The sequence below is a fragment of the Clostridium sp. ATCC BAA-442 genome, assembly GCF_964239415.1.
Taxonomy (GTDB): Bacteria; Bacillota; Clostridia; order Oscillospirales; family Oscillospiraceae; genus Flavonifractor; species Flavonifractor plautii.
This window is the reverse complement of record NZ_CAXSQB010000027.1, coordinates 14864-29435: the sequence shown is the minus strand read 5'-3', so window position 1 is coordinate 29435 and position 14572 is coordinate 14864. Positions and strand designations below refer to the sequence as shown.

Annotated in this window: 13 protein-coding genes; 7 read left to right on the top strand and 6 right to left on the bottom strand. The window is 63.0% G+C overall.

What is annotated here, in order from left to right:
- Positions 1-56 precede the first annotated feature (56 nt).
- Positions 57-797: a M23 family metallopeptidase gene (locus ACESY8_RS12285; protein WP_009261247.1), complete on the bottom strand. Its 741-nt coding sequence runs from the start codon at positions 795-797 to the stop codon at positions 57-59.
- A gap of 282 nt (positions 798-1079) precedes the next feature.
- Between ACESY8_RS12285 and ACESY8_RS12280 the strand changes: the two genes are divergently transcribed.
- From ACESY8_RS12280 to ACESY8_RS12260, 5 genes are all read left to right on the top strand, one after another.
- Positions 1080-1700: a TetR/AcrR family transcriptional regulator gene (locus tag ACESY8_RS12280; protein ID WP_054339392.1), complete on the top strand. Its 621-nt coding sequence runs from the start codon at positions 1080-1082 to the stop codon at positions 1698-1700.
- A 21-nt stretch (positions 1701-1721) separates the two neighbouring features.
- Positions 1722-3386, top strand: a complete 1665-nt coding sequence (locus ACESY8_RS12275) for an efflux RND transporter periplasmic adaptor subunit (protein WP_007488457.1) — start codon at positions 1722-1724, stop codon at positions 3384-3386.
- 3 nt (positions 3387-3389) lie between these two features.
- Positions 3390-4127, top strand: a complete 738-nt coding sequence (locus ACESY8_RS12270) for an ABC transporter ATP-binding protein (RefSeq protein WP_007488458.1) — start codon at positions 3390-3392, stop codon at positions 4125-4127.
- Positions 4124-5350, top strand: a complete 1227-nt coding sequence (locus ACESY8_RS12265) for an ABC transporter permease (protein WP_044941357.1) — start codon at positions 4124-4126, stop codon at positions 5348-5350. The genes ACESY8_RS12270 and ACESY8_RS12265 overlap by 4 nt, the downstream gene beginning before the upstream one ends.
- Before the next feature lie 117 nt (positions 5351-5467).
- Positions 5468-7342, top strand: a complete 1875-nt coding sequence (locus ACESY8_RS12260; RefSeq protein WP_498794753.1) for an S-layer homology domain-containing protein — start codon at positions 5468-5470, stop codon at positions 7340-7342.
- A gap of 62 nt (positions 7343-7404) precedes the next feature.
- Here the strand turns inward: ACESY8_RS12260 and ACESY8_RS12255 are convergent, their stop codons facing one another.
- Entirely contained in the window at positions 7405-7671 is a 267-nt protein-coding gene (locus ACESY8_RS12255; protein WP_225123571.1) for a translation initiation factor 2, read from the bottom strand.
- Positions 7672-7808: 137 nt separating this feature from the next.
- On the opposite strand from ACESY8_RS12255, the gene sleB reads away from it, so the two are divergent.
- Positions 7809-8477 carry a spore cortex-lytic enzyme gene (gene sleB, locus ACESY8_RS12250; RefSeq protein WP_007488462.1) on the top strand — a complete coding sequence of 223 codons (669 nt, stop codon included), beginning with the start codon at positions 7809-7811 and terminating at the stop codon, positions 8475-8477.
- Between the two features lie 40 nt (positions 8478-8517).
- On the opposite strand, the gene ACESY8_RS12245 is transcribed toward sleB, so the two are convergent.
- The 3 genes from ACESY8_RS12245 to ACESY8_RS12235 form a co-directional block, all read right to left on the bottom strand.
- Positions 8518-9048 (bottom strand): cob(I)yrinic acid a,c-diamide adenosyltransferase, encoded by a 531-nt coding sequence (locus ACESY8_RS12245; protein WP_054339394.1) that lies wholly within the window; start codon positions 9046-9048, stop codon positions 8518-8520.
- Between the two features lie 124 nt (positions 9049-9172).
- Positions 9173-10501 carry an MFS transporter gene (locus ACESY8_RS12240; RefSeq protein WP_007488466.1) on the bottom strand — a complete coding sequence of 443 codons (1329 nt, stop codon included), beginning with the start codon at positions 10499-10501 and terminating at the stop codon, positions 9173-9175.
- 594 nt (positions 10502-11095) lie between these two features.
- Positions 11096-12292, bottom strand: a complete 1197-nt coding sequence (locus tag ACESY8_RS12235) for an acetate/propionate family kinase (RefSeq protein ID WP_007488469.1) — start codon at positions 12290-12292, stop codon at positions 11096-11098.
- Positions 12293-12457: 165 nt separating this feature from the next.
- On the opposite strand from ACESY8_RS12235, the gene ACESY8_RS12230 reads away from it, so the two are divergent.
- Positions 12458-13615 (top strand): tRNA(Met) cytidine acetate ligase, encoded by a 1158-nt coding sequence (locus ACESY8_RS12230; RefSeq protein ID WP_498794752.1) that lies wholly within the window; start codon positions 12458-12460, stop codon positions 13613-13615.
- Here ACESY8_RS12230 and ACESY8_RS12225 read toward each other — a convergent pair.
- Positions 13606-14463, bottom strand: a complete 858-nt coding sequence (locus ACESY8_RS12225; protein WP_054339522.1) for a hypothetical protein — start codon at positions 14461-14463, stop codon at positions 13606-13608. The two genes, ACESY8_RS12230 and ACESY8_RS12225, sit on opposite strands and share 10 nt — an antisense overlap.
- Positions 14464-14572 lie beyond the last annotated feature (109 nt).

The window sequence follows — 14572 nt, the reverse complement described above, 5'->3', positions numbered from 1 at the left end:
GCATGGCTGAGGCCATGCGCCGTCTGCATATCAGGGAGGAAAGGAAGGGAAAGAATTTAGTTGGGCAGGTATTCCAGGGGGTCAACAGTGGAGCCGTCCAGCGACATGCTGAAGTGCAGATGGCTGGCCAGGGCGCTCTCGGCGATGGCGGTGCCGCCCACCGAGCCCAGCACGGAGCCGGCGCCAACCGTGTCGCCCACCGCCACCGTGGGTACGGAGGCCAGGTTGGAGTAAGTGCTGGTCAGTCCGCCGCCGTGCTCCACCACAACGGTGGTGCCCATCATGGCGTCCTGGAGGACGGCGGTGACCGTCCCCGCGGCGGCCGCCTTGACCTCAGTACCGGCGGCGGAGGCGATGTCCAGACCGTCGTGGGTGCGCCAGTCGTCCATGGTGGGATTGTAGGAGAGCACCTCCAGGCTGTAGTCCGTCAGAATATCTCCCTGTACCGGCCAGGTAAAGACGGTGGGGGCGGCCTGTGGAGTGGGCTGGGGCGTGGCTGACGGCATCGCCGAGGGCGTGGCCGCCGGTACAGCCGGGGACGCGGGGACGGTGTGCTCCGGCGCAGGGGTGGCCGCCGGGCGGTTCATGAGGCCCGCGTCCACCGGCGTGGGCCGGGGAGAGGGGGTGACGGTGATCTGGGCGGTGCCCGCCACGGGGGCGTCCGGCTCATCCGGGGTGAGAGAGGAAAAGAGATAATAGCCCGAAATTCCTATTGCGGCGACGCAGAGGAACAGGACTATGTAGAAGCCCTTGCCCTCCAGAAAGTCGCCCATTCGTTTTAAGAATGGTTTTTTCATGCTGTTTAGCACCTCCGAGCCTATTGTGGACAGGCCTGGGCTTGGATATACATGGAAAACAAAAAAATTTCCCTTGACCTTCCACGGGGTGCAGGGTGTATTAAGAGAACGGCGATTTAAGAAAATTTTAATCTTCTCTTCATGGCGTCTTACATAGGATTCTGGTATGCTGGTAGCCTATCTGGAAAATATGAACGAACTGCGAATTTTTTGCCGGAGGCGTTGACATATGACAACTTGTCGTCTAAGCTTATGACAGCTTGTCAGGCGAGGAGGTGCCCTATGCCCAGCGCGACGTTTTACAATCTGCCGGCGGAGAAGCGGGAGCGCCTGCTTCGGGCTGCCAGGGAGGAGTTCTCCCGCGTTCCCTATGAGAGCGCCTCGGTGAACCGGATTATCCGGTCCGCCGGCATCCCGCGGGGCAGCTTTTACATGTACTTCACCGACAAGGAGGAGCTGTTCGGCCACCTGATGGACTCCTATGGCGCACTGCTGGAGCGCCGGATGGGGGAGCTGCTGGAGCAGCGGGAGGGGGACCTCTTTGCCGCCTTCCTGGATCTGTTTGACCACATTCAGGCCCACTGGGGGGACGGGAAATACCGCGAGATGGCGGACATACTCCGCTGCAACCGGCAGATGCAGCCCGGGGTCCTGCTGAACCGGGAGGGGCCTGAGGCGAGCCTGGCTCGCCTGCGGGACAGGGTGGACCTGTCCCGACTGGATCTGCGCACGGAGACCGACCTTTCCGATATCTTCCACTTGCTGGTCTCCGCCGTAGCCGGTACACTGGTAGCGGCCGGAACCTCGGGCGATCCGGCGGGCGCGCGGGCCCGTCTGATGCGTATATTTGGCATCCTTCGGCGGGGCGCGGCCTCCAAGGCGGTCCGCCGCGAAGAAGCATAGCAAAGAAAAGGAGAAACCACTATGGAAGCAACCCAAGTTAAGCCAGAAACGACGGTCGCCCCTCCGGAGGGGCCGGGGAAGAAAAGCCCGCAGCTCACGCCCCCGAAGAAGAAGCGGAAGTGGGTCAAGCGGCTGGTCATCCTCTTGGTGATCGCGGCGCTGCTGGTGCTGGCGCTCTCCCGCTGCATGAGTGCGGGAACCCAGGTGCTCAGCAGCGCGTACCTGCCCTACACCGCCGCGATGCACGACATGACGGTGGCCGTCTCGGGCACCGGCACCATCGAGCCCATCCAGTCCTACAAGGTGACCACGCTGGTCAGCGGCGAGATTCTGGAGGCCCCCTTTGAGGAGGGGCAGACCGTCCACAAGGGCGACGTGCTCTTCCGCATCGACGCCAGCGACGTGGAGAACAACATCGAGCAGCTCCAGCTCAACGTCCAGTCCGCCCAACTGGCCCTCAACGACCTGCTGAAGACCCAGAGCGACAATCAGAAGGACCGCAATGTGAAGGCCGACGACGCCGGTGTGATCACCGAGCTGCACGTGGACCGCGGGGACAGCGTCACCGTCGGCACCGTCATCGCCGACGTGCTGGACCGGGATCACATGAAGCTGAAGGTGCCCTTCCACTCCGCCGATGCGTCGGGCTTCTATGTGGGTCAGGCCGCGACCGTCACCGTGAACGGCACCGCCGAGACGGTGAGCGGAACGGTGGAGTCCATCGCCGCCACCGACGAGGTGGGACCCGGCGGCACCCTGGTCCGCCAGGTGACCATCTTGGTCAACAACCCCGGCGTCCTGTCTGAAACCAGCCAGGGAACCGCCTCCGTGGGAGGGGCGGCCTGCGCCTCCGGCAGCAGCTTTACTTATGCCTCCTCCTCCCAGATCACGGCCAAGGCCGCCGGCGATCTGGACGTGCTCAATGTCAAGGAGGGTGACCGGGTGTCCAAGGGCCAGGTGATCGGCGTTATCTCTGAGGCCGACCTGGAGACCCAGATTGAGAATGCCCGCATCGCTCTGGAAAACGCCCAGCTCTCCCTGAAGAACGCCCAGGAGAAGCTGGAGGACTACACCATTACCTCCACCATCGACGGCGAGGTGATCGAGAAGAACCTGGATGTGGGCGACAACATCAGCGGTCTGTCCAATTCCGGCGCTTCCGTCACCTACCCGGCCATCATCTATGACCGCTCCGAGCTCACCTTTGACATGGACGTGGATGAGAAGGACATCAGCAAGATCCAGGTGGGCCAGAAGGTGGAGATCACTGCCGGCGCACTGGACGACCAGAGCTTCACCGGCGTGGTGGATAAGATCAACATCAACGGCACCACCACCAGCGGCCACACCAGCTATCCCGTTACCGTGAAGGTGGAGGGCTCCCCCGAGGCGCTCTACCCCGGCATGAACGTCTCCGCCAAGATTATCGTGGAGGAGGTGGGCAGCGTGCTCGCCCTGCCGGTGGAGGCGGTGGAGCGGGGTAACACTGTGCTGGTGGCCAAGGAGGGCTGCCTGGATGAAAACGGCGTCATCAAGGATCTCTCCGCCGCCGAGGAGCGCCAGGTGACCCTGGGCCGCAATGACGACGAGTACATCGAGATCGTGGACGGCCTGGAGGAGGGCGAAGTGGTGCTGGCGCTGAGCCCCCAGGGCTCCAGCCTCATGAGTGCGATGGGGATGGGTTAAGCCATGGAACACCTCATTGAACTCAAGGACGTCTACAAGATTTACCAGATGGGCGAGGAGACCGTCCACGCCCTGGACGGCATCTCCCTGACGGTGGACCCCGGGGAGTTCGTGGCCATCGTGGGCTCCTCCGGCTCCGGTAAGTCCACCGCCATGAACATCATCGGCTGTCTGGACGTGCCCACCTCCGGCACCTACCATCTGGGCGGCGTGGACGTGTCCACCATGGACGACGACCAGCAGGCCGAAATCCGCAACAAGATGCTGGGCTTCATCTTCCAGCAGTACAATCTGATTCCCAAGCTCAACGTGCTGGAGAACGTGGAGCTGCCCCTCCTCTACGCCGGAGTGTCCGCTGCCGAACGCCATGAGCGGGCCATCCGCTCTCTGGAGCGGGTGGGGCTGGCGGACAAGTGCAAAAACCTGCCCAGCCAGCTCTCCGGCGGCCAGCAGCAGCGGGTGTCCATCGCCCGGGCGCTGGCGGGCAACCCCTCGGTGATCCTGGCCGACGAGCCCACCGGCGCCCTGGACTCCCGCACCGGCCGGGAGGTGCTGGGCTTCCTCCAGAAGCTCAACGCCGAGGGGGATACCGTGGTGCTCATCACCCACGACAACTCCATCGCCGTCAAGGCCAAGCGCATTGTGCGCCTACAGGACGGAAGGATCATCTATGACGGTGATGCCCACGACCCAAAGGCCGTGGTACAGCCGGAGCTGGACGAGGAGGTGGGCGCGCTGTGAATGTGAGCCAATCCTTCCGCCTGGCCCTCAAGAGCCTGATGGTCAGCAAGGTCCGCGCCCTGCTGACCATGCTGGGCATCATTATCGGCGTGGCGGCCGTCATCGTCATCGTCTCCCTGGGCAATGGCATGCAGCAGTATATGAACTCCCAGTTTGAGCAGATTGGTGTCAATCTCATTCAGGTGGCCATCTACTCTTACGGCGGAAACCGGGAGGTGGAGCCGGACGACATGTACGCCCTGGCGGAGAAGTACCCCCAGTACATTGACTCCGTCAGCCCCTACCTCAGCGCCTCCACCACCGTGCGCCACGGCGCCGACGAATACGACCACACCAGCGTGTACGGCGTCAGTGAGACCTTTTACAACGCCGAAAAGGGCCAGACGGCCAGCGGTGACCAGCTTGAGGAGGGGCGCTTCCTCAGTTATGTGGACGTGGAGCGGGACCAGAAGGTGTGCGTCATCGGCAGCTACCTCAACGAGGATATGTTCGGCGGGGACGGCCTGGGCCAGACCCTGACCGTGGGGGGCATTCCCTACAAGATCATCGGCACCCTGGCACAGAAGGCCGACTCCACCGAGGGCAGCGGGGATGACCTCATTTACCTGCCCTATGGTATGGTGGAGCAGCTCAACGCTGCCAGCGGGGGTATGGGCATGAAGATGTACCTGGTCACCAGCACCACCAAGGAGACCTCTTCCGCCGCCAAGGGCGTGGTGGAGAGCCTGCTGTTCCGCATCTACCAGGATGAGAACGCCTACATGGTCATGACCTCCGCGGAGATGATGGACATGATGGACTCCATGCTGGGGGTGCTCATGACCATTCTGGTGGTCATCGCCGCCATCTCCCTGGTGGTGGGCGGCATCGGCATTATGAACATCATGCTGGTGTCGGTTACCGAGCGCACCCGGGAGATCGGCATCCGCAAGTCCCTGGGCGCCAAGGGCCGGGATATCCGCAGCCAGTTTATCATCGAGGCGGGTACCACCTCCGCCATCGGCGGCGTCATCGGCATTATTCTGGGCGTGGTGCTGGCCAACGTCTTTACCGCCCTGGTGGGCGTTGTGATGGCCGGTGCGGAGGGCTTCTCCGCCGTACCCAGCGCCGGAGGCATTGCGGTGTCCTTCGGCGTCAGCGTGGGCATCGGTATTCTCTTCGGCTACCTGCCCGCCAACAAGGCCGCAAAGCTGAACCCCATTGACGCGCTGCGCTATGATTGACGGTACGCCGGCCCGCCCTTGCCGAACCGGCGCGGATGGTATATGATAATAGGCAGGGGCCGGCGCTCCCGCCGGCCCGCCGTTTCCATTTTCACGAGCATGAGAAGGAGAAAAGCAATGAAACAACGACTGTTAGCCGGCCTGCTGGCCGTGGTGCTGGTGCTGGGGCTGGCTCCGGCGGCCTTGGCCCCCGCGCCGGCCGAGGAGGAGGCCGCCCAGGTGCTGGCCGCCCTGGACATTATGGTGGGCGACGAGAGTGGTAACCTGAACCTGGGCGCCACCGTTACCAGGGCCGAGTTCACCAAGCTGGCGGTGGCCGCCTCCACCAGCCGGGACGCCGTAGGCGACACGGTGTCCGTCAAGCCCTACCCCGACGTGCCTCAGAGCCACTGGGCCGCTCCCTATATCAAGGCGGCGGTGGATCTGGGGCTGGTGCAGGGCGATCTGCACGGCAACTTCAACCCCGGCCGTTCCATTACGCTGGCCGAGGGCGTGACCATCGTCCTGCGCCTGCTGGGCTACCAGGACAGTGACTTCACCGGCGTCTGGCCCTCCGGCCAGATGGCCCAGTACCGGGCCCTCAAGCTCAACGAGGGCGTCACCGCCGGACAGGACAGCGCCATGACCCGCCGGGACGCCCTGTACCTGTTCTACAACCTGATGATCACCAAAAACAAGGAGGGCTCCTACTACCTGAACGTGCTGGAGCCCACCCTCAGCCTGGTGAATGCCGCCGGGGAGCTGGACCGGGTGGATCTCATCAACTCCGCTATGGAGGGCCCCGTGGTGGCCGCCGCTGGCTGGCAGTCCAGCGTGCCCTTCGACGCCGGCAGCGCCACGGTCTACCGCAACGGCTCCAAGAGCAGCCTGGCCGCGGTGCAGAATCAGGACGTGGTGTACTGGTCGGAGTCCATGCATACCCTGTGGGCCTACTCCGACAAGATCACCGGCACCTATGAGGCGGCTTCTCCCTCGGTCACTAGCCCCACCTCCGTCACCGTGGCGGGCAAGAGCTACACCATTGAGACCACCTCCGCCGCCTATGCCCTCTCCGACCTGGGCGGCTACCAGATTGGCGACAGCGTGACCCTGCTGCTGGGCCGCAGCGGCGGCGTGGCGGCAGTGGGCGAGGCCGTGGCGGCCGACAACCTCATCTACGGCGTCGTCACCAAGGTGGAGAGCACCTCTTACGACGACGGAAAGGGCGGCACCTACAACGCCCGCACCGTCACCGTGGCCGGTACCGACGGCGGCTCCTACCGCTATCAGACCGACAATAAGAGCCTGGACGAGGGCGATCTGGTGCGGGTGAATACCGACGGCGACACCATCGAGGTCAAGTGCCTGACCACCTCCACCCTGACCGGCAAGATGAGCAACGACGGCACTAAGCTGGGCACCTACCCCCTGGCTGACGACGTGCAGATTCTGGACACCTACGAGAGCTGTACCCCCATCCGCATCTATCCCGACCGCCTGAAGGGCGTGAAGTTTGACGGCAATATGGTCCGCTTCTATGCCCTCAACGCCCAGGGGGAGATCAGCCATCTGATCCTCAACGACGTGACCGGCGACCTTCACCAGTACGGCGTCATTACCAGCGTGGAGGAATTGGATCTGGGCACCATGATGGGCATTTCCTCCTCCTATACCTACGACGTGGGCGGCCAGAAGCTCACCTTTGGCTCTACCAACGCCATCTACAATCTGAAGGTAGGTCCCTGCCAGATCAAAATGGAGGGCCCCAACGCCGTCGAGCGGCTGTATAACCTGTCCGAGCGCAAGCTGGACAGCGTCAGCGGCAGCACCGCCGTGGGCACCAACAACCAGAAGTACACTCTCTCAGACAATGTGGCGGTGTACGTCTATGAGGGCGGGGAGTATCAGCTCTCCAGCCTGGCCCGCATCAGCGGAGGGGACTACTCCCTCACCGGCTGGTACGACAAGGACGAGAGCGCCGGCGGGCGCATCCGCGTCATCATCGCCCGCTGACCAGCACAAAAATCAAACGGAACCGCCCCCCCCGGAGCCATTTGCTCGGGGGCGGCCTATTTCTACAGCACCAGGGCCACGCACCAGCATACCGTAGCCCCCAGGGCGCCGGCGGCCACGTAGGCGGGGGCGGGGATATGCCGCCACAGGCGGCTCCAGCGGGAGTTGCGGCGGATATACCCGTCAGCCACCCGGCGGGCTTCCTGAAGCACATCGTCCGCCGTCACGCCTCTGCCGAAGGCGTCCTCCTTCAAAATAAAAATCGCCTGCTCAAAAAAGCGGGGGTCAGGCGCTTTGACCACGATGACCTGCCTGGACACACCTTTCACCAACCGGGACACATCCTTTCCTGTTTTCTTCCAGTATGGCCGCTTTTTAGAATACCTATTCCGGCGGCCGGAAAGAATTGCCGCTCATATCCGCCCGTTTGCCGCCGTACACTATTGCCAGGAATGGAGGCGAAGGCATGACGCAGAAGCGGCGGCTGGCGTGGGCGCTGGCCCTTTTGTTTGTGGTGAATATTGCGGTGATCTCCCTGGCCCAGCAGGCCGAGGCGGCCACCTACCGGCAGGGCTCCAGCGGTGAGCAGGTGCGGATCATCCAGACCAAGCTGAAAAATTGGGGCTACTATGACGGCGCGGTGGATGGCATCTACGGCAGTCAGACGGCCCAGGCGGTCAAATACTTTCAGCGGAAGAACGGCCTGACCGCCGATGGCATCGCCGGGCCGGCCACCCTCAAGGCGCTGGGCATGTCCTCTGGAGGCGGGGGGAGCAGCAGCCAGCAGAACAGCGCGGCGCTGCTGGCCAGGGTGATCTCTGCCGAGGCCCGGGGCGAGCCCTACAGCGGCCAGGTGGCGGTGGGGGCGGTGATCCTCAACCGGGTGGAGCACCCCTCCTTCCCCAACACCATCGCCGGGGTGGTGTACCAGCCGGGGGCCTTTACCTGCATGGTGGACGGGCAGTTCAACGAGCCGGTGGCCGACTCGGCCTACCGGGCGGCCCAAGATGCGCTCAACGGAGCCGATCCCAGCGGCGGAGCCATCTACTATTTTAACCCGGACACGGCCACCAGTGCGTGGATCTGGAGCCGCCCCCTCATCAAGACCATCGGCAAGCACCGCTTTTGCGCGTAATAAAAAGCAGCCCCCGGAGTTCACTCCGGGGGCTGCCGGGTTAAAATTCGATCTCCCTGCGGGCGGTTACGCCCCGGTCGTAGGGGTGCTTCTCTTTGACCATGTGGGTGATGTAGTCTGCCCGGCGCTCCAGCGCCTCCGGCAGGCTGTGGCCGGTGAGCACAACCTCCAGGCTCGCGGGCCGCTCGTCCAGAAAGGCGCAGAGTTCCTCCTGGGGCAGGAAGCCCCGGAGGGCGTCGATCACTTCGTCCAGCACCAGCAGGCGGGCATCCTCCGCCCGGGCCAGGGCAACGGCCTCCTGGAACAGCTTCCGGCAGTTCCGGGCCACCACGGCCTTCTCCTCGTCGTTCATCTGGAAGGTGAACTTGTGGATGCCCTTGCTGCGCAGGACGGTGAGGGTGGGAAACCGCTCCGCCGCCGTCAGCTCCCCGCAGGGGCTGCTTTTGAGGAACTGGGCGATCACCACCCGCCGCCCCCAGCCCGCACACCGGAAGGCCAGCCCGAAGGCCGCTGTGGTCTTACCCTTGCCGTCTCCATAATAGATCTGCACCAGGCCATTTTCTTCCGCCATGCCGCCACCTCGTTTCACTCAGATAAGATCAGTATAGCAGAATGGGGCATGGGGCGCAACGAAAAAGCTGTCCCCGCGGCTGCGGGGACAGCTTTTTTTGGGAGAGGCTCAGAAGCGGTGCAGCTTACTTCTTGTGGGCCGCCATCCAGTCGCGGTTGTACTTGTGCTCGTTGACCATCAGCACCAGGAGCACGTTCACCAGGGCCACGCCGGCGAACACCAGGTAGGCCATGCGGATCTGGCCGCCGGTAATCTTCTGCACCACGCCGTTGACCAGGAAGCACAGGGCAGTGACTGCACCCTGGATGGGGAAGATGACACTGTTCACCTTGTCGAAGCCCTGGCGGCCAAAGATGGAGGTGGGCAGGGAGGTGGTGAAGTTGGCGGAGCCGCCGATGCCCATGGCAATCATGAACAGGGACACGTAGACCAGCGGGGTCACGGAATCCACAGCGGTGAAGTTGAGCAGCAGGGCGATAGCATACCAGATACCGAACATGACCATGGTCTTCTTGGTGCCGATAGCGTCGTCAATGACGCCAACCAGCCAGGAGCCAACCACGCCGCCCAGGGCCAGAATGGTCATGACGTTCATAGCGGCCTGCTGAGAGAAGCCGAGCTGAGTGTTGCGGATAACCAACTGGCTCATGACGCCCACAGAGCAGATCTGGAAAAAGCCGGTGGTAATGGCCGCCAGCCAGAGCTCCTTGGTGGCCAGCAGTTTGCCGGTGGTCCACCCGCCGTCCCCCTCGACGGCGTCCTTGGTGTCATACTCCTTCTGATAGATCTCGTCGGAGACGTTGTCGGGGTTGATGCCACGCTCCCAGGGCTCGTTGCGGATGAAGATCATACCCAGAATGCCCAGAACAATGGCGGCGATGCCGATGGGGACGATGCCGGTGGAAAAGTTCTCGCCGATATTGGTGGTGCCCGCCACGGTAGGGGCGATCAGAATGGCTACCAGCTGCACATAGAAAGCGGAGGCGAAGTTGTGGCCCATGGTGGTATAGCCCATAACCACGCCCTTCTTTTTGGGGAACCAGGAGGCCACCAGGGTGCCGCCCGCCACATAGCCGGCGGACATGATGCCGCCGTACACGAAGCACATGCAGACGGTGTAGATAACGATGCTGGGGGCGTTGCAGGCCAGGATGTAAGCGATGCCGGAGATGATGCAGCAGATACCGGAGGTCATGCGCGCGCCGATCTTCCGGTTGACCTGGCCGGCAATGATGAAGAACACGACACCCACCAGACCGGCCAGGGAGTTCATGTTCATGATGTCGCCCTGCTCCAGTCCCAGGCGGTAGGCCACATTGGGGGCGGTGATGTTGGCGCCGTCGTTGCACATGCCGACGTACAGGAAGAACATCAGCAGGCAGTAGATGATGACGACCCAGCCCACGCCGAAGTCGACTACGGACTTGCGGTTATCCTTGGTTGGTTTTGCCATACGTTTCCCTCTTCTCTCTGTGATAGATTTTGCCGGAACACAGCCCGGCATCCTTTGCGGACTATAATTTAACGGTTTGCAGGCTATCTTTCAATCCCCACAATTCGGTAAGCAAATAACCAAAAAGTAAGTAGAAACAGTGTGGTAAGTGCGCAGATTTGTGCAATATAGCAAAAAGAGGTGGGGAAATTTTGGCGGAGTGTTCCATAAAGAAGAGAGGTCAAAATACTGATATCGTCAGTTTCCACAACCTTATTGTTAAATATTTGTCATGTGGGATAAGGGTATAAATGGAAGAGCGCCGGAGGGCGGAGATTTCACAAAACGTTCACAGGCCTGTTATACTTTATCCAACTCTGAATGGGAAAAAGGTGGTATCTTATTTTTACAGCCAAGGTACCAGACAGGCAAGGCGATAGACCGGGAATGCGCGGGAGGAGAAATGCTATCCGGGGCGCGTTCGAATCACCGGCTTCCCTGCATACTGCTCCCCGGCTGTGGGGGCAGACAAACAACAACACGCCGCAGGCGTGAGAAGATAAAAAAACGCATCCCGGAGCTGGTACCAGCTCCGGGATGCGCTGTTGTCAGGTCTTACTTGCCAACGATCTCGGCAGTGTCCATGGCGATCATGAGCTCCTCATCGGTGGGGATGAGCAGCACCTTCACCTTGGAGTCGGCGGAGGAGATGACGGTCTCCTTGCCACGGACGTTGTTGGCCTCGGCATCCATTTTTACTCCCATGAACTCCAGGCCGGAGGCCACGGCCATGCGGGTAGCGGCGTCGTTCTCACCCACACCGGCGGTAAACACGATGGCGTCCACCCCTCCCATGGCGGCGGCATAAGCGCCCACCAGCTTCTTAACACTGTACTGGAAGGCCTCCAGGGCCAGCTCAGCCCGCTGGTTGCCCTCCTTGGCGGCGTTCTCCAGGTCGCGGAAGTCGGAAGACACGCCGGAGATGCCCAGCACGCCGGACTTCTTGTTGAGGATGGTCATCATTTCCTTCATGTCGTAGCCGTGCTTGCCCATCAGGTACTCCAGGATGCCGGCGTCCAGATCACCGGCGCGGGTGCCCATGGGAACGCCGGCCAGGGGGGTGAAGCCCATGGAGGTGTCCACGCTCTTGCCGCCATCCACGGCGGCCACGGAGGAGCCGTTGCCCAGGTGGCAGGTGATGATTTTCAGCTCCTCAATGGGCTTGCCCAGCATGGCGGCAGCGCGGGCGGAGACATAGCGGTGGGAGGTGCCGTGGAAGCCGTAGCGGCGGACCTTGTCCTGCTCATAGAACTCATAGGGCAGGGCGTAGATATAGCTCTTGGCGGGCATGGTCTGGTGGAAAGCGGTGTCGAACACACCCACCATGGGCACACCGGGCATGACCTTCTCGCAGGCCTTGATGCCGGTGATGTTGGCGGGATTGTGGAGGGGGGCCAGGGGGATGCACTCTTCCAGAGCGGCCATAACCTCGTCGGTAATGCGCACGGAGGAGGCGAACTTCTCGCCGCCGTGGACCACGCGGTGGCCCACCGCGTCGATCTCAGAGGCGCTCTTGATCACGCCGTGCCCGGCGTCCAGCAGGGCGTCCAGCACAGCCTGAATGGCCTCGGAGTGGGTGGGCATGGGGATCTCGAACTCATACTTGGCGTCCTTGGCGGGCACCTTGTGAGTCAGGCGGCCGTCGATGCCGATGCGCTCGCACAGCCCCTTGGCGAACACCTCACGGGTGGCGGGGTCCATGAGCTGATACTTGAGGGAGGAGCTGCCTGCGTTGATGACCAGAACTTTCATGAAATCTTCTCTCCTTACGTTAAACTATGGCTTGTGAGCCGGATATTCCCGTAGTAGAATAAGAGCACATACATATTTTATTTTAGCCCCTTTTTTCCCAAAGGACAACCCATATTTTGCTTGAAAGAGAGAAAAATTTTACTCTTGCGTTTGGAGGTTCAGCCCATGGCCACAGCCGGAATCGTCGCAGAATACAACCCCTTCCACCGGGGACACGCCTGGCACATCGCCCGGACGCGGCGGACCCTGGGGGCGGACACGGCGGTGATATGCGTCATGAGCGGCCACTGGGTCCAGCGGGGAGAGTGCGCCCTCACGGACAAATGGAGCCGGGCGGCCCTGGCCCTCTCCGGCGGGGCCGACCTGGTGCTGGAGTTGCCCACCCCCTGGGCCATGGCCTCGGCGGAGGCTTTCGCCCGGGGGGCGGTGGGCCTGCTGGCCGCCACGGGGGTGGTGGACGTGCTCTCCTTCGGCAGTGAGACGGGAGAACTGGCGCCCCTGCGGGCGGCGGCGGCGGCCCTGGACGGCCTGGACTACCCGGAGCGGCTGCGGGCCGGGCTGGCCCGTGGGTTGTCCTTCCCGGCGGCCCGGCAGGCGGCGGTGGGGGCCGACTGCCTGGCCAGCCCAAACGACAACCTGGGGGTGGAGTATCTGCGGGCCCTGCCCCCTGGCATGGAGGCCCTGACCATCCCCCGGCGGGGGGCGGCCCACGACGGCCCGGCGGCCGGGGGCTTCGCCTCCGCCTCGGAGCTGCGGGCCCTCCTCCGGGCCGGACGGGCGGCGGAGGCGGACCCCTATCTCCCCGCTCCCTGGAGCGGGGAGGCGGCGTCCATGGCGCACATCGACCGGGCGGTGCTGGCCCGCCTGCGCACGATGGACGAGGCGGACTGGGCCGCCCTCCCCGCCGGCGGGGCGGCGGAGGGCCTGCCCGCCCGGCTGGCGTGTTCCGCCCGGGCGGCGGACAGCCTGGAGGACTTTTATGCCCGGGCCAAGACCAAGCGCTACCCCCACGCCCGGCTGCGGCGGCTGGCCCTGGCCGCCTTCCTGGGGCTGCGGGCGGCGGAGCGGCCCCCGGCGGCGCCCTATGTACGGGTGCTGGGCCTCAGCGGCCGGGGGCGGGAGCTGCTGCGCCGCATGAAAGAGACCTGTGCCCTTCCGGTGGTGGTCAAGCCCGCCCAGGCCAGGGCTCTGGATGGGGCCGCCCGCGCCCTCTTTGAAGCGGAGGCCCGCCGCACAGATCTGTTCGGCCTGTGCTTCCCCACAGCCCGGCCCTGCGGGCTGGAGTGGACTCGCAGCCCGGTGGTGAAGGAGCGTCAGGGCTGACGACGGCTCCGGCGCTGAAGTAGGAAGATCAAGAGGGCCGGAAGTGCCAGGAGAGTCAGAGGCAGAATGAGAAGGAAAAACGCGAAGGTGAACTGATAGGAGGTCAGCACGGCGTGAAGCCGGTCGGCCAGGGTGATGGAGAGGCGTGGATAGAGGGTGAAGGTAAGCTCCCCGTCGGGCAGACTGTCGAAGTGGGCGGTGTAGCACCGCTCTTCCGCCTCACGAAGGGGGAGGGAGGAGCGGACGATGTAAGGTACAGGCTCCGGGGTGCGAATTATGATGTCCAGAGAGCCAAACTCCGCCCAGTGCCTGGCGGGGGAGAGCAGGTAGGTGAATTCCTGCGTCCAGTAAGTGGTGCCCTCCCGAAGACCGTAGCTGCTGCTGAGATAGGCTACTGCCACCTCACGGGTTCCCCAGGCGGGAAACTCCACTGTATAGGTCAGGGCAAAGCGGTCAACAGCCGCGTCCTCTGTCTCTACCTCTTGGATGGTGAAGGGGAGACTCTGGCCGTCGGCAGTGATGGAGGACACGGCACTGTCCACATCCACCAGAGAGTCCATATGTCCCCGGTGCTCTTCCAGGTAAAAGCTCATCTGGACGGAAAGGGGATTTTCTGTGGGATTCTCCATCTGATAGACGGCTTCCACCTGGGCGGTCAGGCCATTTGAGTCTCCCGCTCCGCTGACATCAAAGGTGAGCTGCTCGGCGGTGACAGTGACAGGGCAGCCCTCGTCCACCGTCAGGGCGGAACCGCCCGAACCGCCCAGACGGGTAGGAGCCGAGTTGGCGGAGGCCGGTGTGAGCAGCACCACCAGCAGGGCCAGGGTGCAGGCTATGAGCCGATTCATATGAGACCTCCTTTTTTAATAACAAATAGTATCTATTCAATTAATTATAACAGAATATGGGGTGGGAAACCACCGCAGCCCGGTTACAAAAACGCGGGGGGGGGGGGGG

Excerpts from the sequence above, each read along its gene's own strand:
- ACESY8_RS12225 (WP_054339522.1), bottom strand. The coding sequence starts at position 14,463 with ATGAATCGGCTCATAGCCTGCACCCTGGCCCTGCTGGTGGTGCTGCTC.
- ACESY8_RS12230 (WP_498794752.1), top strand. The coding sequence starts at position 12,458 with ATGGCCACAGCCGGAATCGTCGCAGAATACAACCCCTTCCACCGGGGA.
- ACESY8_RS12285 (WP_009261247.1), bottom strand. The coding sequence starts at position 797 with ATGAAAAAACCATTCTTAAAACGAATGGGCGACTTTCTGGAGGGCAAG.
- sleB (WP_007488462.1), top strand. The coding sequence starts at position 7,809 with ATGACGCAGAAGCGGCGGCTGGCGTGGGCGCTGGCCCTTTTGTTTGTG.
- ACESY8_RS12240 (WP_007488466.1), bottom strand. The coding sequence starts at position 10,501 with ATGGCAAAACCAACCAAGGATAACCGCAAGTCCGTAGTCGACTTCGGC.
- ACESY8_RS12245 (WP_054339394.1), bottom strand. The coding sequence starts at position 9,048 with ATGGCGGAAGAAAATGGCCTGGTGCAGATCTATTATGGAGACGGCAAG.
- ACESY8_RS12280 (WP_054339392.1), top strand. The coding sequence starts at position 1,080 with ATGCCCAGCGCGACGTTTTACAATCTGCCGGCGGAGAAGCGGGAGCGC.
- ACESY8_RS12235 (WP_007488469.1), bottom strand. The coding sequence starts at position 12,292 with ATGAAAGTTCTGGTCATCAACGCAGGCAGCTCCTCCCTCAAGTATCAG.
- ACESY8_RS12260 (WP_498794753.1), top strand. The coding sequence starts at position 5,468 with ATGAAACAACGACTGTTAGCCGGCCTGCTGGCCGTGGTGCTGGTGCTG.
- ACESY8_RS12270 (WP_007488458.1), top strand. The coding sequence starts at position 3,390 with ATGGAACACCTCATTGAACTCAAGGACGTCTACAAGATTTACCAGATG.
- ACESY8_RS12275 (WP_007488457.1), top strand. The coding sequence starts at position 1,722 with ATGGAAGCAACCCAAGTTAAGCCAGAAACGACGGTCGCCCCTCCGGAG.